This window comes from Bdellovibrio sp. NC01, assembly GCF_006874625.1.
Taxonomy (GTDB): domain Bacteria; phylum Bdellovibrionota; class Bdellovibrionia; order Bdellovibrionales; family Bdellovibrionaceae; genus Bdellovibrio.
In genome coordinates, this window is record NZ_CP030034.1 from 3,553,302 (window position 1) to 3,572,338 (window position 19,037).

Consider the following 19,037-nt stretch of genomic DNA (forward strand, 5'->3'; position numbering starts at 1 on the left):
ATTTATTGAACTGATTTCAAATTAGAAAATGCGATGGAAGGACCATCGCTTTTTGAAACTTAGATGGAGTGTTTTAGCTCCATTTGGATTCGTGAGATAAATACCGCCACGACGTTTTGGGGTTTGGTGGCGGAACTTCATTGGATTTCTTTTTTTTATTTTGAGTTTTGGGCTGTTGTTGTTAGGGCTTTGGGGTCGATGAAGCTTTCTTGGCTTTCTTTTAGTTTATATCTTCTGCTTACCATTGAGAATATGTTGTCGGCTGCTACTCCTATTGGTTCGCCGTTGTAGTTTTTTGTTAGGCCTGCCACTAGCGTTGGGTCTACTCCTGAGTTTTTACCTAGACCGTTTTTTGGGTTTTTTCCTGTGTTTGCCAGTCCTGTATTGTCTTCTTCAGAGCTTGCTATGGCTCTGTTGTTGCTACCGCTGCCTTCTTCATAGCCGTTTTCTGCTGTGGCGTTAGCTTTTACTTTTTCTAGTTTTGCTAGGGCTTTCTTTTCTAAGTCGTTACTTAAGGCCATTGCGGAATCGATTGTGCTTTGGGGGATGCCTGCGTCTGCCATTGATGATGTCGAAGCTAAGTCTGATGATGAATACGTTTTATCGCCCACTGTGAATGAACCGGTTTTTGGATTGTAAACTCCGCTGGCTTCTAAGGCTTTTAATGTCGAGCCCACGGCTTGATAGTTTGGGTCTGCTAAAGCCGCTGCGACTGTCGCATCTGTCGTGCCACTTGTCCCCGTGCTGCTTAACGAACCATAGCCGTCCGTTTGAAAACCTGTTGTGTCGGCGCTGCTTGCTGCGGCTCCATGATCAGACCCTTGCGCTATGTTTGTTAGACCCATGCTGACCATCAACACTCCCATCGCAACCTCGCCATAGTTGTGGCTGGCGCTTCCGGTTTTAATCATCACGCCACCCATCACGACTTCGGCTCCGCCTGTGACATAGTTCACTGCTTGCGCCAAACCATTGCCGCTACTTGATTGATTTGCTGAATCCGTTACTGCAGGAGTCGTCGATGTTGTCGTTGTTCCATTTTCAACACCGTCACTGCCTGAATTTGAAGAAGTCGTGGTCGCCAGAGCTGTCGACACCATGAGGCCTACCATTCCGAATACAAATGCTTTTTTCTTCATAAATTCCGCCCCTAGTTTCCAATCAAAGTGTTAGTGTTATCACGGTATCGTTCACGAATTTTTTCCCAGTTCGATTTACCCGCTTGGCTTGTGACTTCTTTGGTCCAATTCGACTGACCAGCAACCTTATTTGGATCCTTGTCGCCTCCAGGTAAGTACGAACGATATTTCGATTCGTCAGAGGCTGTTGAGCGTGAGCCCCAGCCTCCTCCCCCACCGCCACTGGCACCTCCGCCAAGAATGTTGGCGTTCAAGGCACTTTTAGTGTTCCCCTCTGTGCCTGTGCCCGTTCCGCTAGAGTTCCCACCGCCACTACTTAAACTACTTGCACCACCCACGGGTGCGCCCGCTGCTGACGAGCCCGATGAATCCGAAGAAGTTCCCGAGGTTGTTGCCATTGTGCCGTCAGAGGCAAGATCCGCACTGGTTAATCCACTTGCGGTTGAACTTGCAGCATTCGGTGATGACAACGCAGAGACTGTTGTTGTTGCCGCGTCACCTGCTTTTTCTAAAGCATTCGCACAACCGGCAAGACGTGGGTTCGCTGCACAAATACACTCTGGCAAATTGGCATTCGCAGCAACGGAGCATGTATCTGTTGTGGATGTTGTGGTTGAAGTCGAAGTACCATCGGTTTCGTCTTCACACTCATTCGCAGCCTTCGCACTTTGGATCACACCTAAAATACCCGTCCCCGCAGAAATAATCATACTGGCATATGTATAAGTGCAGGCTTTGTTCTTAGAGATCATTGATTTCGAAGGATTCGCATCGTTGTAGTTGTTTTCTTTTTCCGCAACCAACACAACATTGGTTTTAAAAGTGGTGTGCAATTCGTTAGAAAACTGCACACACATCGATGCCGTCGATTGTATTGCTGCTGTTTGTGCCGCAGGAGTCGTCGCTTCCGGAGGATAGCCGCCAACACAAACATCTGCAGCATTCATTAAACTCTTAGAAAGATCGTTGATGTTTTTGATATTCGAATACACAGTCGAACAAGAGCTTTCACAAGCCGCGCGAGCCGCAGAACAAGCAGCCGTATAAGCCGTCAATCCCGCTTGAGCCATCGTCATGATTTTACCGAATGTACTACACGCATCCGTCACACCCGAAGCAGTTACTGCACCCATTAACGTATTCACCTGATTTAAAGTGTCCTGAAGTTTTGGAGACGTTTCTTCACGGCACACGAATTTCGCAGAAGCCTGACTTGTCGTACAAGTGCCATGAAGATTTGCATAATAAGAAGCAAAGCTATCGATCTTTTTTAAAACTTCCATGACTAAAACTTTGCCGCCCGCCGTTTGAATCTTTTCCGCAAAAGCTAGAATAGCCTTCGTTTCAGCTTTCAATTTTGCAGCGTCTTCAGAATAACCATCAGAGCTAATCGCAGCAGCTGTGGCCGCAGAAGAAGCATCACCGCTCGCGGTGGCACCACTTGCTGTCGCTCCCGTCGCATCGGCTGCATAAACCGTTTGCGCACTCAGCATCGATAAAGTCGCAATTCCTGCGACGATAGATCTCAATTGAATTTTAAAAACGTACTTCGCAAATCTCACGGTGAACTCCCAACCCATGAACTTCTCGGGCGGATTTTTCACTCGCTAGATGATCGTTCGTTACGCGAAAAATAAATAAGACAACATGTTGGAAGAACTTCCACACTTTCCCGAGGGAAAATTCAACTATGGAAGCAATTGTGGAAGACAGTGTGGAGACGATTCCACAATCAGACTAGGATCAGTTAGATACCCAAAATGAAAAAAGCCCCGGTATAGACCGAGGCTTTATAAGAATGAAAATTTACAGCAAACCAGGTTGCACAATTTCGACCCAATAATTATCCGGGTCTTTAATGAACGCGATGTTTTTCATACCGCCTTCACCAAGCTTTTTCTGAAATGGCACGCCTAACTTTTCAAAACGCTCGCAGGCTGCTTTGATATCGGGAACTGTCACGCAGATGTGACCGAAGCCGCGTGGCTCTGTATTGCCATTATGGTAAGGAGTTTCCGCTTTTTCTTCAGTGCCCCAGTTATGAGTCAGCTCAAGAACGCTTTCACGACCGTTGACGTACTTCGCATTATCAGCACCAGCACCTGAAGGAATGACGGTCCCTTCAGGAACATAGGCCAAGAAATACAAAGAGAACTTCCAATCAGCAAAATCCACGTTACGAATCAACTTCATGCCCAATACACGCGTGTAGAAATCCAAAGATACCTTTGGATCACGCACACGCAACATTGTGTGATTGAAGATATAACCTTTTGTCTCCGCATCCGGAGTCAAGCATACGCCAGGAATAGAACTCACAGCGCCGCCTCAACAATCGCAGAAGCATCTACTTTGTGTTTTTTGTAAAGTTCAAGAGCTGTGTAAGAACTTTGCCCGAACTCACCGTGTACACCCAAAGATTTCAATTTCAAGTTAACGCCCGCTTGCAACAAACCGTGCGCCAACATTTGACCGAAGCCACCGATGATTTGGTGATCTTCAACTGTGATCATACGACCATCTGTTTTCGCCAAGGCCGCTTTGAATGTTTCAACGTCGATGTGATTTACTTTCGCAACATTTACAACCACTGAACCGATACCTTTTGTTTCCAAAGTTTTAGCAGCTTCTAAAGCCTGTGGAACCAACGAACCTGTTGTTGCGATTGTCACAGACTTAGATTTTCCTGCGGTTGTATCAGCTAAGATTTGTGCTTTATTCAAATCGTATTTTGCACCAGCGACGAATGTCTTCGGGAAGTTTTCACGACCCAAGAAGAACACAGAGCTGTTTGGAACTTTACCCGCTTTACGATCCGCTGCGAATTTTTCAATCGCTGCGAAGACCAATGCATCGGCTTCTTCACTACAAGACAATGAATAAACATCCACGTGCGGAATAGAAGAAACCATCGCCATGTAGCTCAACGCTTGGTGAGACGCACCGTCAGCCGCATCTTGGAAACCTGTGTGCGAGAAGATCGCGATGATTGGCGCTTCCGACAATGCACCCATCGTCAAAGGCAATGCACCTTTCGTCACACCAAATTGTGCGAACGTATCAACAACTGGAATGTAACCGATTTTTGAAAAACCAGCCGCTGTTGAAACCATGTTGCTTTCCGCAACACCTACGTCGAATGAATCTGCTGCAAATTCTTTTCTGAAACCTGCAACACCTGTTGAACCCGGAAGATCCGAAGTCACAGACACAACTGGAAGACCCGCTTTACGAGCACGGATCATCGCAGAAGAAACACCGACTTGAATTTTCTCGCCAGTATCTTTCACCGCATTTGCTTTAATTTCTGCTTCCCAAGTATTCAATTCAGAAATCCAAGAATTGAAAACTTCAGGATACGCTTCGCCACCATAAATTTCAGAAACGAATGCTGGCAATTCAGAAGGAGATTTCAATGGGAAACCGTGACCACCAGAAGCAGACTCTGCCGTCTTCTTCGTGCCGATACCTTTGATTGTTTTTGCCCAGATCGCCACTGGAACTTTAGGATTTGCTTTTGCAGACTCAACTGCTTCCGCAATCGCATCGTAACACTTTTGCAAGTTGTTACCTTCAGGCAACGCAATCACTTTCCAACCCAAAGCTTTCAAAGCTTCGAAAGAAGGATTCATTGAGAATGATTCCGCATCAATACGACCCGTTAGTTTTGTGTTGTTATCGCTGATAACCAAAACGTAAGGACCCATTTTACCAGAAGCCGCCAAACCCGGAATAGCAGAGAAAGATTCTTTCGCCTCGCCTTCCATGCTGGCACCATCAGAAATCGCCGTGATCGTCACACGATTTTTGCCAGAGAAAGCTTCAGCCATCGCCAAACCTTGAGTTTGTGGGAACGCAGAACCCAACGGACCGTTAGAAACAAAAACGCCTTCAGGGAAACAGTGAACTTCACCGTGACCCGTCAAACCACTTTCGATCGAGCGGAATTTTTTAAGAGAATTCAAAGTCAAACCCGCCATGCCATAGTTTGCTTTCAATGCATACAGTCCGTTTTCACAGTGACCTGCATCGTTCACAAGATGGAAAAGATCGAACCATTGCTTTTTCTCTTTAGCAGCGACATCAAAAACAAGTCCATGCATCGCGGACATTAACTCTGCGAAAGCCGCAGGACCGCCGTAGTGACAAGCAGCTCCGCCCAAAACCGCATTCATGTCCATCAAAGACACAAGCGCACGAGTTGAACGAGGGTCCGCCACTGGAATGGAGCGTCCATCTTTGCTTTTCACAAAGCTTTTGAATTGAGGTTCTTGAGTAGGGTTGCCACCGAGTTTTGTTTTAATTTGAATAGGTTCTGTCATAGGATTATGTTTTACTTCTCAAGACGAGGAACTTCAAATGCAAAAGCTCTTTTCCCAGAACATTCGCGATCTTTTGAAAGTCGATTTGCATCGTCACCTAGACTGCTCAGTGCGTTGGAGCACGCTGATTGAATTAGCCCCACAAGTCGGCATCGAATTAGCGCCAACTTCGCAAGGACAAAAGGACCAATTTCTTATTACATCGCCTATGAAAGACCTGAGCTCGGTTCTGAATAAGTTCCTAAACGCTCAGAAAGTCTTAGCCAGCGAAGAAATTCTGACTCGCGTTGCCTATGAGGCCTGCGAGGACGCTTATAACGACGGCATTCGCGTGCTCGAGCTGCGTTATGCACCGACTTTCATCGCTGAAGGTCATCAAGATTTGGATTACGACAAGATTCATTTAGCTTTTGTAAAAGGCATCGAAAAGGCCAAGAAACATTTCCCAATGGCCGTAGGTCTGATCTGCATCGTGCAAAGAATTAAATCCTTCGAGCTTGCGGAAAAAGTTGTGGATTTCGCCATTTACCACAAAGACAGCTTTTTGGCTCTGGACTTGGCTGACAACGAGGAAGGCTTCGATCCCAAACCGTTCGCGCCCCTGTTTCAAAAAGCAAAAAAAGCAGGTCTTCACATCACAATCCATTCCGGCGAAACACCAAACGACTTGGCAGCAAAATGGGTTAAAGATTCCGTCGAGATTTTAGGAGCCGAACGCATCGGTCACGGCATCCAAATCGTGCGCGATCCGCAGGTGATGCAATTCATTCGTGACAGACAAATTCCATTGGAAGTCTGTCCGATCAGCAACTACCTGACACAATCTTTTCCGACTTATGAGCAACATCCTGTGCGCGAGCTTCTAAAACAAGGAATTAAAATCACCATCAATTCCGACGACCCAGGAGTTTTCGCCACCAATTTAAGCGACGATTACGAAGTACTACATCGCGTGCACGGTTTTACACAGGAAGAGTTCCGTCTGTGCAACCAAAATGCGTTTAACGCCAGTTTCATTCCGGCAAAACAAAAAGATCTATTCAAACAGGATTTCTTCTAATGGCAAAAACTTGGAAAGAGATTGACGAAGAACTTTTACACATGATCCGCGAAGACGAAGCGGTTCGCGAAGCTCTTGCCCAAACTGGCGAGCTCTATCACGGCTATCATCCCGCGATGGAGAAAGTTCATTTGAAACACGCCAAGCGTCTTAAAGAAATCATCGACGACATGGGCACGTTTCCAACTCGCGATAACGTCAGTGAAGAAGCAGTGGTTGCAGCGTTACGCCTTACACTGCACGCGATCAGTTGGCCTGAATTCATGCGCGCCCAAGAAGTGACATTGCAGGATTTAGCAAAGGCAAATAAAGTTCCCAAACAATATGTCGCCTTCTTGATTGATCGCATCCGTTTTTACGAAGGCCGCAAACAAGTCTACGCGACCAACAAAGATTGGGATGAAAACGGTATCATGAAAGTCAGCGACGTCGAAGATGAAGAACATCTTAACGAGCGTCGCGCAACAATGGATCTTGAACCGTTAGAAAGTTTGGTGGTGACTCCGTTGACTGGAGAATATCATCCACCCCAACCACAAAAACGTTATCAAGAATTTATCGAATGGACTCACAAAACGGGCTGGCGTACAACGTAACGGCTACGCCGGCAGTGCCGACCGGTGACCCAGGCTGGAGCAACTCTGAAAGGAATTTTAAAAATGATAAACACACCAAATCGCGAATTTTATCCAGAGATCGAACCGTACAATAAAGGTTTCTTCAAAACTTCTGAACTTCATAACTTATATTTTGAAGAAGTCGGCAATCCCCAAGGTAAACCCGTTGTGTTCCTTCACGGCGGACCCGGTGGCGGCATTCACCCCGATCATCGTCGTTTCTTTGATCCAAAAACTTATCGTATTATTTTGTTCGATCAACGCGGTTCGGGCCAATCAACTCCAAGCGCAGAACTTCGTGACAACTCAACTTGGGATCTAGTCAGCGACATTGAAAAGCTCCGCGAGTTTTTCAAAATCGAAAACTGGGTTGTGTTCGGTGGCAGCTGGGGTTCAACTCTGGCGTTGGCCTACGCGATCACTCATCCTGAACGAGTCAAAGCGTTGGTCTTGCGTGGAATTTTCTTGTGTCGTCCTTCAGAAATTAAATGGTTTTATCAAGAAGGTGCTTCACACATTTTCCCAGACGTGTGGGATGAATACTTGAAACCAATTCCAGTCAACGAACGTCACGACATGGTGGCAGCGTACTACAAACGCCTGACTCACGCAGATGCGAACATCCGCTTGGAAGCCGCAAAAGCCTGGAGCAAGTGGGAAGCAGCAACTTCGCGCCTTTACGTTGATCCAAAAGCAGTCGATGAGTTTGACGATCCTGAATATGCATTAAGCTTCGCGCGTATCGAATGCCACTACTTCACGAACAACGCGTTCTTTAAGACTAACAATTGGCTTTTAGAAAACGTCGATAAGATTCGTAAGATTCCTGGCTTCATCGTGCAAGGACGTTACGATGTTGTGTGCCCAGCAACCTCTGCATGGGAGCTTCACAAGGCATGGCCAGAAGCAAAATTTACAATCGTTGCGGATGCCGGACATGCAGCTGCAGAGCCCGGAACTCGCTCAGCTCTAATAGAAGCGACAGACGCTTGCAGAAGCTTGTAAGTCTTTCACATAAGAGGTCTCACAGAGACCTCTTATGGCACCTATAAGTATTAATTTGTTGTAAAGTGGTTCCAAATTGGGTTTATTCAACCCACGCATTGCATATAGTAATGCAACTTAATCCGGGGGGATTTGGTGGGGTTGAATAAAGGTCTTGTACTAGGGGTTCTTTCAACACTTACATTCGCAGCTTGCTCTCCAAATAAAGCTGCCGACACAAACGCTCAAGTAGACGCTTCGAGCACTCAAGACTCTGCAATCATTAACGGAAAATTAGTTACTGCAGACGATCAAATCTCTAAAAATATCGTGGGCATCATCAGCGCCAACAAAGACGAAGAAGGCGAAGCAATCTGCACAGGCTCACTTCTTCCAGGTAACTTGGTTCTGACAGCTGCACACTGCCTAGGCGATTACATGATGATCGTTTTCGCTCCAGATATGGATACAGCAACTGAAGGCCAAATGCTTCCAGTTGATAAAGCAGCGGCTTCTCCTTACTGGGAATCTCGCAAAAACCAAGATAAAGACACAGGTGACGTTGCACTTCTTCACTACAAAGGCACGACTCCAAAAGGCTTCATCCCTGCGACAATGTTGACGGATATGTCAGTGTTGCAAAAGGGTGCGAAAGTGACTCTTGCTGGTTACGGTGCGAACAAAGTGACGTTGACTCCAATCGACAGCAAAACTTACCCAGACATCATCAACGCGATCCAAACTGGTAAAGTTATCTGCGATGACAACATGAAGCTTACAAACTGTGTAGAGAACAACATGTTCGGTGCAGGTCAACTTCGCAAAACTGACAACGTTAAGATCGAAGATCCTAAGTTCTCTTTGACTGAAGTTCTTTTGAATCAAAAACAAGGCGAGGGTGCTTGCCACGGTGACTCTGGCGGCCCAGCGTACATCACTGTTAAAGGCAAAATCTACTTGTGGGGTATCACAAACCGTGGAGAGAGAGATCCTAAAAACGATTGCTCTCAATACTCTGTGTACACAAAAGCTTACTCTTACAAAACTTGGTTGAATGGCGTAGCGAAACAATTCACTGCTCCTTCAATCACAGATCCAAATCGTCTTGGTTCTTCGCAAACTGCTAACTAACACGATCTAGAAACATTTTTTCAAAATCTAAAAGGGCTGCTACTAAACGAGCAGCCCTTTTGTTATTTCCTTCACCATGAAAACGAAAATGTTGTACGTCGGCTCTTTAGTCGTTTTTGTCCTTTGCGGATGTCAGAACAACTCTGACCGCAAGGTTGAGTTATTGCCTGCATCGCAGCCTGCGATTGTTGGTGGTAATGAGACTAGTCCCACATATGCTCCAGGTCGCACCGTGGCCTTCTTGGTGGATTCTTCTACCAACATGTCGTGCACGGGCACCATTATCCATGAGCGCCTGATACTCACGGCGGCTCACTGTATTGGCCCGGCCAAACAAATCACGATGGCGTTCGGTAACTTGCCTTTGCAAGGTCCCTTTGATCTTCGTCGCAGCAAAGACGTGATCGTCCATGACGAATACAATAAAGCCAGCACAGACGCGCGTAACGATCTGGCGTTGATTTTATTGGATCAACCCATCCCAGAAGGCTTCTTCCCGGTGAAGCTGCCTTCAACAAGCTTTAGCCTTTCTACAAACGAAGTGTTCTTGGCTTTGGGTTACGGTCGCACAACTGGCAAACGTTCCAACAATCCAGCCGATATGCAGGGTTCGGGCGTTCTTCGCCACGTGGGCTTGCAAATCGATTCTGTCAGTCAAGACGGCAAGCAGTTTCGCGTGGATCAAAGCAACGGCACAGGGATTTGCAATGGCGACTCTGGCGGCCCGGCATTGATCCGTTTCCGTAATACTTATTATGTCATGGGTATTGCTTCTGCGACGTTGTGGACAGTGCCACGCGAATTAAGCGGCGATGAAAAAGACACGTACATTGAACAGAAAGATTTCTGCAAAGAAAAATCAATCTACATGAACGTGATTAATTATTTGCCGTGGATTCAAGAACAATCACAAAAGCTGTTGAATTAAGATCTTAATCTTTTCCGCAAGATCCTTGGGGCTATCGAATAAAACTCGGTGGGACGCTTCAGGGATCACATCCGTCTTAAGCTGTTTAATATCCGCACGTAAAGTTTCAGCAAGTGCCACAAACTTTTCGTCACGCTCCCCGACAACCCAGCTAATTTTATTTGCTAGCTCTTGAATCAGCGGACGCATGTTTTTTTGCTGAGCCAACGACCATTGAGTCAGCGCTAAGCCCAACAATTCGCGCGAATAATCTTTTTCGATACGCGTGGGTTCTTTTTCACTGCCCCCGAATACGGGCTGCGCATTCCAGTTGTTGATCAAAGTTTCCCATGACGATTTCAAAAACTCTTCGGCCCAATATGAATCACTCATCCAACGTTGACGGCGTTCTTCCGATTGCGGATCAAAGTTTGCGAAGTGATCGTTGAAACCAGGATTTGTCGAAATTAATAAAGACTTGTACCACAGTGCTGGCTTCTGCTCGAGCGCGTGCAAAGCAAGGCGACCGCCCAACGAATAGCCGATCAGCACGTTGCGATCTGCTCCGTGCGTTTCCATCTGCACCCAGCGATTGAAGTTCTGCGCCCACGTTGCAAAGTTATGTGTCGGACTTAGATTTTTATCTTTGAAATAGTCGGGCGTATAGATCTTGATACGATCATTCTTAGGCAAAGACGCTTTTACAGCCTCCCAATCTGCCGGTCTTCCAAGAAATCCGTGAAGTAAGAAAAGATTTACTCTTTCCACAGAGCTTCCAGCTCCTTCCAGAACTCCTGCGTCTGTTGCGCATCAGGGATGAGTTCAATGATCTGTTTATCAGCTAAGTCAGTAGTCACAGGTATATTATGCCACTGCTGATAAGACCAATTCCACATCTTTGCCCATGATTCGAAAGAAATCTGATGTTTGTTTATGAAAATCTCTTTCTTAAACATTCTCGAGAAGATCTGACCACCACCGTTGTTGATAACAACCAGACGGAACTTCTGTGCTTCAAGCTGCGAAGTTACCCAAAGTGACGATAAATCATACATCGCTGTTAAATCTCCAACAAGACACCAGTTTTCAGTCTCTGTTGACGACCAACCCAGGAATGTAGAGATCTGACCATCGATACCATTCGCACCGCGATTCGCAGCCACACGCAAAGGCAAGCTGTGCAAATCTGCGCACGAATCCCATTCACGAATCGGCAACGAGTTACCAAGATACACCGATGCACCTTTTGCTTTTTTCGACAAAGAGTGAATCATACCTTGTTCTGAGTTCGGATATTTTTCTAAAAGCGCGCGAACCTTCGCTGCTTTTTCTGAATCGTCAAAATTGATTTTCACGTTTTCAGAATGTTTCGACGTGAATTCAACCTGACTTAAAAGATCCAATGAATTGATATGCTGAACTTCACGACTTAAACCCGTGTAGTGATTAAAGCCGACAGAGAACACTGGGATATCACGGTATTTATCTTCAAGATCACGCCACAAACGCACCGTCGGCACACCACCGATACGCAAGATCGAATCGCACTCGCCCGATTTCAAAATTCGGTGAATCATTTGTTCGCCGGATTGAATCAAGATGTCTTGCAATTCAGGATGACCACGCAGACTTGAAATACCTTCCGCATATGTTGGCGCTTTGTAGTGTTTCAAAAATTCCAAAACCGTGCCATAGGCTTTTTCCGGTAAGATACCGACAATCACCAGTGGCTTATGCGTGTTCAAGAATTTTTCCATCTCTTTCAAAGTTCCCAATGGCAACTGACCTGGAAGTCTGATTCTTTCAGGATGTTGAGGAATTTTGATTTGTGGAATTGGGCCGTCGATCAATGGTTCTTCAAAGCACACGTTGACGTGAACTGGTTTTTTCCACGACAAGCTTTTGAAAGACAAATGCGAATTTTCCGCATCGATATCCAAAGCCACTTCGTTGTAGTAAGAAAAGATACCCACTTGTTCAATCGTTTGCGGAGCCCCTGAACCACGATAGTGTTTCGGGCGATCGGCGGTGACCATAATCAATGGCAACGAAGAATAAGTCCCTTCAACTGCTGCTGGCAAAAGTTCTGCCACCGCAGTTCCTGAAGTTGTCATGATCGCAACCGGACGACGAGTGCTTGCAATTCTACCAAGCGCAAAAAACGCAGCCGAGCGTTCTTCGAAGAATGTGTACACCTTCAAATTGCGATTCTCATCCAAGACGTGAACCAATGGGCTATTACGAGCGCCCGCGCATAACACAAATTCGCGCACACCCGTGTCCACTAATGCTTGGACAACTTTTGCTGCTAGTTCCATATTTGTCATAATTCAAGCCCCAAAATCTTTTTCACTGACAGACGTTTCTGGAAGAGTTCTCTCCACTCGCGATCAAGTTCACTTGCTGGAACAATCCCGCATCCTGATCCAATCATCGCTTCTTCGCTATTCCACTGCAAATTTCTAATGCCGACAAGACACACAGCCTTATCCTGAGCAATGAATGCCATCGGCCCGCCATAACCGCCGCGCCCTTCTTGCCCCGGATACTGCGCCATCCACTTATAACCTGCTGAACGAGGTGCCACGCCCAATGCCGGCGTCGGGTGAAGCTCTTTCGTCAACGCCACAAAATCAGGACGGGTCTGACATTGCACAGAGAAATCGGTTTTTAAGTGGTACAACGTCGGCAATTCCAAAATGTAAGGGCCTTTGGTTTTAATCGCGCCCCATTTTGCCAAACGTTGTTTTAAATCTTGAACAACCAGATCGTGCTCTTCCATCTCTTTTGCGTCTTGCAGAAGTGATTCACGTTCTGTGCTTTCGCTTTTTGGGCAAGTGCCCGCTAACGCCATCGTGTTCAACTGATCATTTTCAAAATCAAATAAAGTTTCTGGAGTTGCACCCAACACGCCTTCACCGTTTTGCCAAAATCCATACACAAACAAAGTGTCTGGTGCTTTTGTTAATGTCAGCAACATGCGCGCGCGATCAACAGCTGCCACGGTTTGCTTGCTGCGAGCGAAAATCACAGGAACTGCTTTTTGAATTTCACCGTGACGAATTTTCTCCTGCATCGAGTTCAATGCTACGGCAAAATCGTCTTTGCTTGGCTCGTTCCACGGCGCTTTACTTAGGAGACCTTCACTGCTGTTTTTCTGCAAAAAGCTCTCACATACTGCGACGATTTGTGATGTGTTCAACTCATAGGTGCAAACGCCTTGATAAAGTGGTTTGCTGTCGAGATCGTAGAAATCGGGCCAAAATACTGAAATTCCTTGGGTATTGGCATTTTTTACAGGCTCGAAAGGGCCCTCAATGACAGTCCATAGGCCTTTGTGTCGCAAGAGTGCCCCTGACTGCAAAAAGTTTGTAAAGCTTGGAAGCGTTATGCTATTCTGCCGATCCACAATAAGGCCCCTCTTTCATGGGTGAACAGAAGAAGTTCGTATTATGGAAATTCAAACTATGCAAACAAGTCCCTCAACCCAAATAGTCAATATCGGCGGGTTTGATATCGGTGGTCCTAACTTCACGGTGATTGCAGGTCCTTGCTCTATCGAAAGTCCTTCGCAATTTTTGGAAACAGCACAAGGAGTGAAAGCCGCGGGCGCTCACCTTCTTCGTGGTGGCATCTGGAAAATGCGTACGTCTTCTAAAGATTTCCAAGGCTTGGGTCCTTCGGCATTCGATTTCGTCAAAGATATCTGCAAAGAAGTGAATATGTCTTTGGTTTCTGAAGTGACTGACGCTCGTCAGATCGCTGAAGTTTATGACGTTGTTGAGTGCTTCCAAGTCGGTTCGCGCAGCATGCAAAATTACGAGCTTCTTCGTGAGCTTGGTAAACAACGCAAACCTGTTTTGTTGAAGCGCGGCCTGGCTGCTTACATCAACGAATGGATCAAAGCGGCAGAGTACGTTACAAACGGTGGCAATCCGAATGTTATTTTGTGTGAACGTGGTATTCGTACTTTCGAAACTGCAACTCGCAACACTTTGGATTTGAACGCCGTTGCTTTTGCTAAGAAAAATACAAATCTTCCTGTGATCGTGGATCCTTCTCATGCGGTAGGTATTCGCGCTCTTGTTCCGGATCTTGCTTATGCCGCTGCCGCTGTTGGCGCTGACGGTATCATCGTTGAAGTTCATCCTCGTCCTGCAGAAGCTCTTTCTGATGGTATGCAGGCTCTGACTTTGGGTGACTTCAGCACAATGATGAAGAAGCTTGATAAAATTCTGACGGCAATCGATAGACCTCTACACCAGACTGCTGGAGTAACTGTTCATGCACACTAAGCATTCTCCAAATCCAGAAATCATTCGCAATATGTTCTCTAAAGTCGCAGCGAACTACGACAAAGGGAACAACGTTCTTTCTATGGGTGTTCATCACTTGTGGAGAAAAAAACTTGTGAAATACGCTGGCACAAAGCCAGGTCAAAAAGTTTTGGATTGCGCCACTGGTACTGGTGACCTTGCGATTGAATTCAAAAAAACTGTGGGTGCTGATGGCGCGGTTATCGGTACTGATTTCTGTGCAGAGATGTTGATCCCTGCTCCAGGCAAAGCCAAAGAGCGCGGTCTTGAGATTCAGTTTGAACAAGCTGACGTGACACAACTTCAATACGCTGACAAAAACTTCGATATCACAAGCATCTCTTTTGGTATTCGTAACGTTGGCAATCCTGTGAAGGCTCTTCAAGAAATGGGACGTGTTACGAAATCAGGTGGCCATGTGATGGTTCTTGAATTCGGCCAAGTGAACATTCCTGTGTTCGGTCCACTTTACAATTTCTATTCACAAAATATTTTGCCGAAGATCGGTGGCTTGGTGACAGGTCAAAAAGATGCTTACGAGTATCTACAAAAATCTTCAGCAGCATTCCCATGCCGCGAAGGTTTCATCGATTTGATGAAAGAAAGCGGTCAGTTCTCGAAGATGGAATACATCTCTTTGACTGGCGGAATCGCTTATATCTACAAAGGCACTGTAAAATAATTTTGAAATTTAAAATTTCGATAATGAGAAAGCCGAACTGAACGTTCGGCTTTTTTTATTTAATCCCACCAGTAAAACACGTAGCCGCAGATCAAAAGGCCGATTACCCAAGTGTAAAGCGCACCCGAAACGAAATAGGGATAGATCATCAAAGCTAAGCCAGAATAGACGTTGCGGGGATTGACATTTTTTTTGCCGTGACGATACAGATACCAGCCGACGGTGCTAAATAAAATGCCAGCAACGATGGCCCAAACGCTGAAGCTTAAGTCGATGGGCATTGCTTCCATGACCGTGCTTAGATTCTGTTTGAATTGTTGCTGAAATTCTTCGTTCACTGCTCAAGTCTAAAGGATACTAGGCCAACATGCGATAGAAATAAGGGGCTGGACCAACCAGAGGCGCCATTCCTTTTAAAATCTCTACGACGTCATCCATCTCATAAGCCATCTCACCTTGAACCTTTACTTTTTCAACTTGCGGTTCAGGCGGTTTTTGAGGAGGCGGTACTTTCTGTTTCTCAGGACAACCTGAGAGGAAGAGGACCGCAATAAAAAGGAGAAAACAAGACTGCCTTTTCATGGCTCTTATTTTCTCTCTTAGAAAGGCTTCCGCCTAGATGTTTTGTTACAGTCTGCCTCCGCCCGCTACTGCAGGCGGCTTTAGGAAATACTTCGGCGGAGCCGAAGTGCTAATAGTGCCAAGGGAACTTCGTGAAGTCTTTCGGGCGTTTCTCTACGAAAGAATTGCGACCTTCGACTGCTTCTTCAGTACCATAGGCAAGACGAGTGGCTTCACCGGCGAACAATTGTTGGCCTACCAAACCATCATCAATCATGTTGAAACCGAACTTCAACATGCGCATCGCTGTCGGGCTTTTCGAATTCATTTCTTTTGCCCACTCAAGTGCGACTTTTTCTAAATCTTTATGAGGCACAACGGCGTTAACCATACCCATATCGAAAGCTTCTTGCGCCGAATAGTTACGTCCCAAGAAGAAGATTTCACGCGCACGTTTTTGTCCAACCATGCGTGCAAGGTAAGCCGAACCGTAACCGCTATCGAACGATGCAACGTCTGGATCCGTCTGTTTAAAGATCGCATGTTCTTGGCTGGCAATCGTAAGATCACATACCACGTGCAATGAGTGACCACCACCAACAGACCAACCTGGAACAACCGCAACAACCACTTTAGGCATGAAGCGAATCAAACGTTGTACTTCAAGAATATGCAAACGACCTAGGCGAGCAAGATCGACTTTGCCAGCAGCAACTTTGTCTTCGTATTTATAACCGTCTTTACCGCGAATACGTTGGTCACCACCAGAACAGAATGCCCAGCCACCATCTTTTGGTGAAGGACCGTTCCCTGTGATCAATACAACGCCGACATCTGGAGTGATGCGTGCGTGTTCAAGAGCTGTGTAAAGTTCATCGACCGTTTGAGGACGGAATGCATTGCGCACTTCTGGGCGATTGAATGCGATACGTACAGTGCCTTGATCTTTGGCGCGGTGATAAGTGATGTCTTTAAATTTAAAGCCTTCTACTTCTGTCCACCACTCTGGATTGAAAATATCTGAAACCATGTTGTCCCCTTTTAAACTCTATCTGTCTTAGCCCATAGGTAATGATCTGCCAACACGAGCCATGTCATGGCTTCAAGTACTGGGATTGCGCGAGTCACAATGCAAGGATCATGACGACCTTTTTTCGCAACATCTAAAATGGAGCTTGTTGGTTTGAATGATACTCTTAATAAAATGCTTTCTCCTGTCGAGATGCCACCGCGAATGCCGCCGTAAGCATCTTGACCACCTTGATGAAAGCTTGTGCCTTGCACGCCAGCCGAATCAAAGCCTAAACCCAGTTCAAAACCATTGGTTGCGCCAACACTTAGAAAGGCCATTGCTAAATCCGATTTCAATTTATGAAATACGGGCTGACCTAATGAAGCCGGAGGATTCTGAATAAGAATTTCGGCAACGCCACCGTAACTTTCGCCGGCCTCTTGGGCTTTTAACAACATTGCTGCGATATCTTTATCGCGTGAAGAAGGAAAACGCGCTTGGAAAGAATCAATGTCTTGCGAAGTAACTTGCGCACGTTCATCGGGAGTTAATTCGTAAGAACCAATTTGCGAAGCATAACCGATGACTTTTGTTGGTGCACTCACATGCGCCATCATCATCTGCGCGATTGATCCCGCCATCACACGCGATACCGTTTCACGACCCGAAGATCTGCCGCCACCGCGATGATCGCTGTGACCAAATTTATTCTTCCACATGTCGTCGGCATGCCCTGCGCGTGGTGCCGCCTTAATCGTCGCATAGTCTTGTGAACGTGCATCTTGATTGCGCACGATCATCGCAATCGGCGTACCTAAAGTTTTACCTTCGAAAACACCGCTTAATACTTCCGCTTGATCCGCTTCGTTACGGCCAGACACGACTTGATTTGAAGAGTGTTTACCAGGTCTACGACGTTCAAGATTTTTCGTCAAAAGACTTTCATTGAATTGAACACCTGCTGGGCAACCGTCAATCAAGACACCTAAAGCGGTGCCATGACTTTCGCCAAACGATGTGATTGTAAATCTGGAACCGAAGGAATTAGCACTCATTATTTCTTCTCCTCACACTCGAGCCAGAATTTTCTTTGCAACTGTGCTTGGGCAATAAACATTGTTAGACCCGATTGATAGTTCGCTGCACATTTCTGCGCATATTCACGGCCCATCGAATCTTCTTTATAATTTAAATCGTAAACCATAACCGGCTGCCATTCTGCTGGAGGCAACACGGTATCTGGTGTGCGTGGCGCAGCCCAAATCACGATCTTAGGTTTCACACCTTCAAGATCTTCAGTGCCGGGACGAGCCGAGCCCTGACGTGACGAAAAGTAACTTGCGTGCGGCAATGCTTTTTGAATCATGCCTAAAGTGCCGCCGCCGCCCCATACAAAAATTTCTTTCTGTAACGGAGCAATCATACCGACACCATCAATCAATTCCAAAAAACCAGCATCGTCCGTCGAAGTGCCATGCCATTTCTGTGAATCGAAATACAACGTGTTTAAAGCATGCAATTCCGGATGACCACACCACTTCGCCGCAGCTTCTTTATGCGGAGCTGTGACGGCTGCGTATTTCAAACCCAGCACCTGCAGAACCGGCATTGCTTGATCCCATTCTTCACGTTCGATGTGAATTGCAAAAACCGGCAAACCACGCTTATGGAAGAATTCTGCATGTTCAATCGGGGTAAAGCTGTGTGCTACTGGTGCGCCCAAAACAGCCGCGAAATGTGCGGGCTTTGTTGGGCACATCATCCATTGGAACAAACTTGGTTGATCACCAGAACTGCCTTCTCCTTCTTTGATGAAGTTAATTTTCTGCTGACCCTTTTGTAAAAGACGATACCACGCCCAACGCTGTTGATTCGAACGTGGCAAGAAACTGCGGCGTGATTCATCAGAGCGTTGCCATTCATGAAACGCAAGGATGTCGCTGAAGTTTTCAACTAGCGGTGCAAACTTTAAATGTCCCGCATAGTTTTCATAGGACTGCAAATCGTCGAATTGATAGCGCTCATGACACGAAATGATCAGCTTCGCTTTGGGAATTCGCACCTGAACTTCTTCTGGTAAAGGCCCAAGCTCTATTGGCCAATCAAACAACTGGCAATGCGCCAAGATGTTTTTCCATTGTTCAGACTGCCAGAATTCGCTGCGATCTTTCACTTCGCGGAAAGAATACAAAACAGTTTCGCCTTCCAGGTCAGGCAAGATCTTTTGAATGAAATCAGAAGTTAGATAATCGTCACGAAGTTCAAATCCCTGAACGCCTTTTTTAAAGAAGCGGTCTTTAAAGATT

Annotated in this window: 20 protein-coding genes; 8 read left to right on the forward strand and 12 right to left on the reverse strand. The window is 46.2% G+C overall.

All coding sequences use genetic code 11. The features are described 5' to 3' along the window. Positions 1-155 precede the first annotated feature (155 nt). The 4 genes from DOE51_RS16910 to DOE51_RS16925 all read right to left on the reverse strand — a co-directional run bounded on the left by DOE51_RS16910 (position 156) and on the right by DOE51_RS16925 (position 5,461). Positions 156-1,139, reverse strand: a complete 984-nt coding sequence (locus tag DOE51_RS16910) for a hypothetical protein (RefSeq protein ID WP_142697702.1) — start codon at positions 1,137-1,139, stop codon at positions 156-158. Positions 1,140-1,150: 11 nt separating this feature from the next. Then, positions 1,151-2,701, reverse strand: coding sequence for a hypothetical protein (locus DOE51_RS16915; protein ID WP_142697703.1), 1,551 nt, complete (start codon positions 2,699-2,701; stop codon positions 1,151-1,153). 244 nt (positions 2,702-2,945) lie between these two features. Beyond that, a complete protein-coding gene (gene gloA, locus DOE51_RS16920) occupies positions 2,946-3,389 on the reverse strand; it encodes a lactoylglutathione lyase (RefSeq protein WP_371726726.1) in 444 nt (147 codons plus the stop codon). A gap of 65 nt (positions 3,390-3,454) precedes the next feature. After that, complete coding sequence (locus DOE51_RS16925; protein WP_142697705.1) at positions 3,455-5,461, reverse strand: transketolase C-terminal domain-containing protein; 2,007 nt, start codon at positions 5,459-5,461, stop codon at positions 3,455-3,457. Positions 5,462-5,498: 37 nt separating this feature from the next. Here DOE51_RS16925 and add point away from each other — a divergent pair, with 37 nt between their 5' ends. The 5 genes from add to DOE51_RS16950 all read left to right on the forward strand — a co-directional run bounded on the left by add (position 5,499) and on the right by DOE51_RS16950 (position 10,181). After that, positions 5,499-6,521 (forward strand): adenosine deaminase, encoded by a 1,023-nt coding sequence (gene add / locus DOE51_RS16930; RefSeq protein ID WP_142697706.1) that lies wholly within the window; start codon positions 5,499-5,501, stop codon positions 6,519-6,521. Further along, a complete protein-coding gene (locus tag DOE51_RS16935) occupies positions 6,521-7,117 on the forward strand; it encodes a DUF6624 domain-containing protein (protein WP_142697707.1) in 597 nt (198 codons plus the stop codon). The genes add and DOE51_RS16935 overlap by 1 nt, the downstream gene beginning before the upstream one ends. 63 nt (positions 7,118-7,180) lie before the next feature. Then, on the forward strand, positions 7,181-8,143 hold the full coding sequence (gene pip / locus DOE51_RS16940; protein ID WP_142697708.1) for a prolyl aminopeptidase: 963 nt from the start codon (positions 7,181-7,183) through the stop codon (positions 8,141-8,143). A 135-nt stretch (positions 8,144-8,278) separates the two neighbouring features. Continuing rightward, positions 8,279-9,253: a trypsin-like serine protease gene (locus DOE51_RS16945; RefSeq protein ID WP_168196481.1), complete on the forward strand. Its 975-nt coding sequence runs from the start codon at positions 8,279-8,281 to the stop codon at positions 9,251-9,253. 76 nt (positions 9,254-9,329) lie between these two features. Then, the gene (locus tag DOE51_RS16950; protein ID WP_142697710.1) at positions 9,330-10,181 is read left to right on the forward strand and encodes a trypsin-like serine protease; all 852 of its coding nucleotides are present in this window, start codon (positions 9,330-9,332) and stop codon (positions 10,179-10,181) included. Here the strand turns inward: DOE51_RS16950 and DOE51_RS16955 are convergent. Genes DOE51_RS16955 through DOE51_RS16965 form a run of 3 tightly spaced genes read right to left on the reverse strand, consistent with a single transcriptional unit; the run spans position 10,161 to position 13,506 of the window. After that, positions 10,161-10,928, reverse strand: coding sequence for an alpha/beta fold hydrolase (locus tag DOE51_RS16955; protein WP_142697711.1), 768 nt, complete (start codon positions 10,926-10,928; stop codon positions 10,161-10,163). The two genes, DOE51_RS16950 and DOE51_RS16955, sit on opposite strands and share 21 nt — an antisense overlap. Next, on the reverse strand, positions 10,916-12,478 hold the full coding sequence (menD, locus tag DOE51_RS16960) for a 2-succinyl-5-enolpyruvyl-6-hydroxy-3-cyclohexene-1-carboxylic-acid synthase (RefSeq protein WP_246845159.1): 1,563 nt from the start codon (positions 12,476-12,478) through the stop codon (positions 10,916-10,918). Before menD ends, DOE51_RS16955 begins: the two co-directional genes overlap by 13 nt. A 5-nt stretch (positions 12,479-12,483) precedes the next feature. Continuing rightward, on the reverse strand, positions 12,484-13,506 hold the full coding sequence (locus DOE51_RS16965) for a chorismate-binding protein (protein ID WP_246845160.1): 1,023 nt from the start codon (positions 13,504-13,506) through the stop codon (positions 12,484-12,486). A gap of 106 nt (positions 13,507-13,612) precedes the next feature. Between DOE51_RS16965 and aroF the strand changes: the two genes are divergently transcribed. Both aroF and ubiE read left to right on the forward strand, forming a co-directional pair. Next, a complete protein-coding gene (gene aroF, locus DOE51_RS16970) occupies positions 13,613-14,455 on the forward strand; it encodes a 3-deoxy-7-phosphoheptulonate synthase (RefSeq protein WP_142697714.1) in 843 nt (280 codons plus the stop codon). After that, entirely contained in the window at positions 14,445-15,158 is a 714-nt protein-coding gene (gene ubiE / locus DOE51_RS16975; protein WP_142697715.1) for a bifunctional demethylmenaquinone methyltransferase/2-methoxy-6-polyprenyl-1,4-benzoquinol methylase UbiE, read from the forward strand. The genes aroF and ubiE overlap by 11 nt, the downstream gene beginning before the upstream one ends. Positions 15,159-15,217: 59 nt before the next feature. On the opposite strand, the gene DOE51_RS16980 is transcribed toward ubiE, so the two are convergent. The 5 genes from DOE51_RS16980 to DOE51_RS19465 form a co-directional block, all read right to left on the reverse strand. Then, positions 15,218-15,496, reverse strand: a complete 279-nt coding sequence (locus DOE51_RS16980; RefSeq protein ID WP_142697716.1) for a hypothetical protein — start codon at positions 15,494-15,496, stop codon at positions 15,218-15,220. A 19-nt stretch (positions 15,497-15,515) separates the two neighbouring features. Further along, positions 15,516-15,740, reverse strand: coding sequence for a hypothetical protein (locus DOE51_RS16985; RefSeq protein WP_142697717.1), 225 nt, complete (start codon positions 15,738-15,740; stop codon positions 15,516-15,518). A gap of 109 nt (positions 15,741-15,849) precedes the next feature. Further along, entirely contained in the window at positions 15,850-16,749 is a 900-nt protein-coding gene (locus DOE51_RS16990) for a 1,4-dihydroxy-2-naphthoyl-CoA synthase (RefSeq protein ID WP_142697718.1), read from the reverse strand. 11 nt (positions 16,750-16,760) lie between these two features. Further along, entirely contained in the window at positions 16,761-17,786 is a 1,026-nt protein-coding gene (gene aroC, locus DOE51_RS16995) for a chorismate synthase (RefSeq protein WP_142697719.1), read from the reverse strand. Beyond that, the gene (locus DOE51_RS19465; protein ID WP_371726729.1) at positions 17,786-18,490 is read right to left on the reverse strand and encodes a shikimate dehydrogenase; all 705 of its coding nucleotides are present in this window, start codon (positions 18,488-18,490) and stop codon (positions 17,786-17,788) included. The genes aroC and DOE51_RS19465 overlap by 1 nt, the downstream gene beginning before the upstream one ends. On the opposite strand from DOE51_RS19465, the gene DOE51_RS19470 reads away from it, so the two are divergent. Then, positions 18,413-18,574 carry a hypothetical protein gene (locus tag DOE51_RS19470; RefSeq protein ID WP_371726731.1) on the forward strand — a complete coding sequence of 54 codons (162 nt, stop codon included), beginning with the start codon at positions 18,413-18,415 and terminating at the stop codon, positions 18,572-18,574. The genes DOE51_RS19465 and DOE51_RS19470 overlap by 78 nt on opposite strands. Positions 18,575-19,037 lie beyond the last annotated feature (463 nt).

Bases quoted from the DNA above. Each gene is read 5' to 3' on its own strand.
- DOE51_RS16910 (WP_142697702.1), bottom strand. From the start codon at position 1,139: ATGAAGAAAAAAGCATTTGTATTCGGAATGGTAGGCCTCATGGTGTCG.
- gloA (WP_371726726.1), bottom strand. From the start codon at position 3,389: ATGTTGCGTGTGCGTGATCCAAAGGTATCTTTGGATTTCTACACGCGT.
- DOE51_RS16925 (WP_142697705.1), bottom strand. From the start codon at position 5,461: ATGACAGAACCTATTCAAATTAAAACAAAACTCGGTGGCAACCCTACT.
- add (WP_142697706.1), top strand. From the start codon at position 5,499: ATGCAAAAGCTCTTTTCCCAGAACATTCGCGATCTTTTGAAAGTCGAT.
- DOE51_RS16935 (WP_142697707.1), top strand. From the start codon at position 6,521: ATGGCAAAAACTTGGAAAGAGATTGACGAAGAACTTTTACACATGATC.
- pip (WP_142697708.1), top strand. From the start codon at position 7,181: ATGATAAACACACCAAATCGCGAATTTTATCCAGAGATCGAACCGTAC.
- DOE51_RS16950 (WP_142697710.1), top strand. From the start codon at position 9,330: ATGAAAACGAAAATGTTGTACGTCGGCTCTTTAGTCGTTTTTGTCCTT.
- menD (WP_246845159.1), bottom strand. From the start codon at position 12,478: ATGGAACTAGCAGCAAAAGTTGTCCAAGCATTAGTGGACACGGGTGTG.
- aroF (WP_142697714.1), top strand. From the start codon at position 13,613: ATGGAAATTCAAACTATGCAAACAAGTCCCTCAACCCAAATAGTCAAT.
- ubiE (WP_142697715.1), top strand. From the start codon at position 14,445: ATGCACACTAAGCATTCTCCAAATCCAGAAATCATTCGCAATATGTTC.
- DOE51_RS16985 (WP_142697717.1), bottom strand. From the start codon at position 15,740: ATGAAAAGGCAGTCTTGTTTTCTCCTTTTTATTGCGGTCCTCTTCCTC.
- DOE51_RS16990 (WP_142697718.1), bottom strand. From the start codon at position 16,749: ATGGTTTCAGATATTTTCAATCCAGAGTGGTGGACAGAAGTAGAAGGC.
- aroC (WP_142697719.1), bottom strand. From the start codon at position 17,786: ATGAGTGCTAATTCCTTCGGTTCCAGATTTACAATCACATCGTTTGGC.
- DOE51_RS19470 (WP_371726731.1), top strand. From the start codon at position 18,413: ATGTTCAATCGGGGTAAAGCTGTGTGCTACTGGTGCGCCCAAAACAGC.
- DOE51_RS19465 (WP_371726729.1), bottom strand. From the start codon at position 18,490: ATGTGCCCAACAAAGCCCGCACATTTCGCGGCTGTTTTGGGCGCACCA.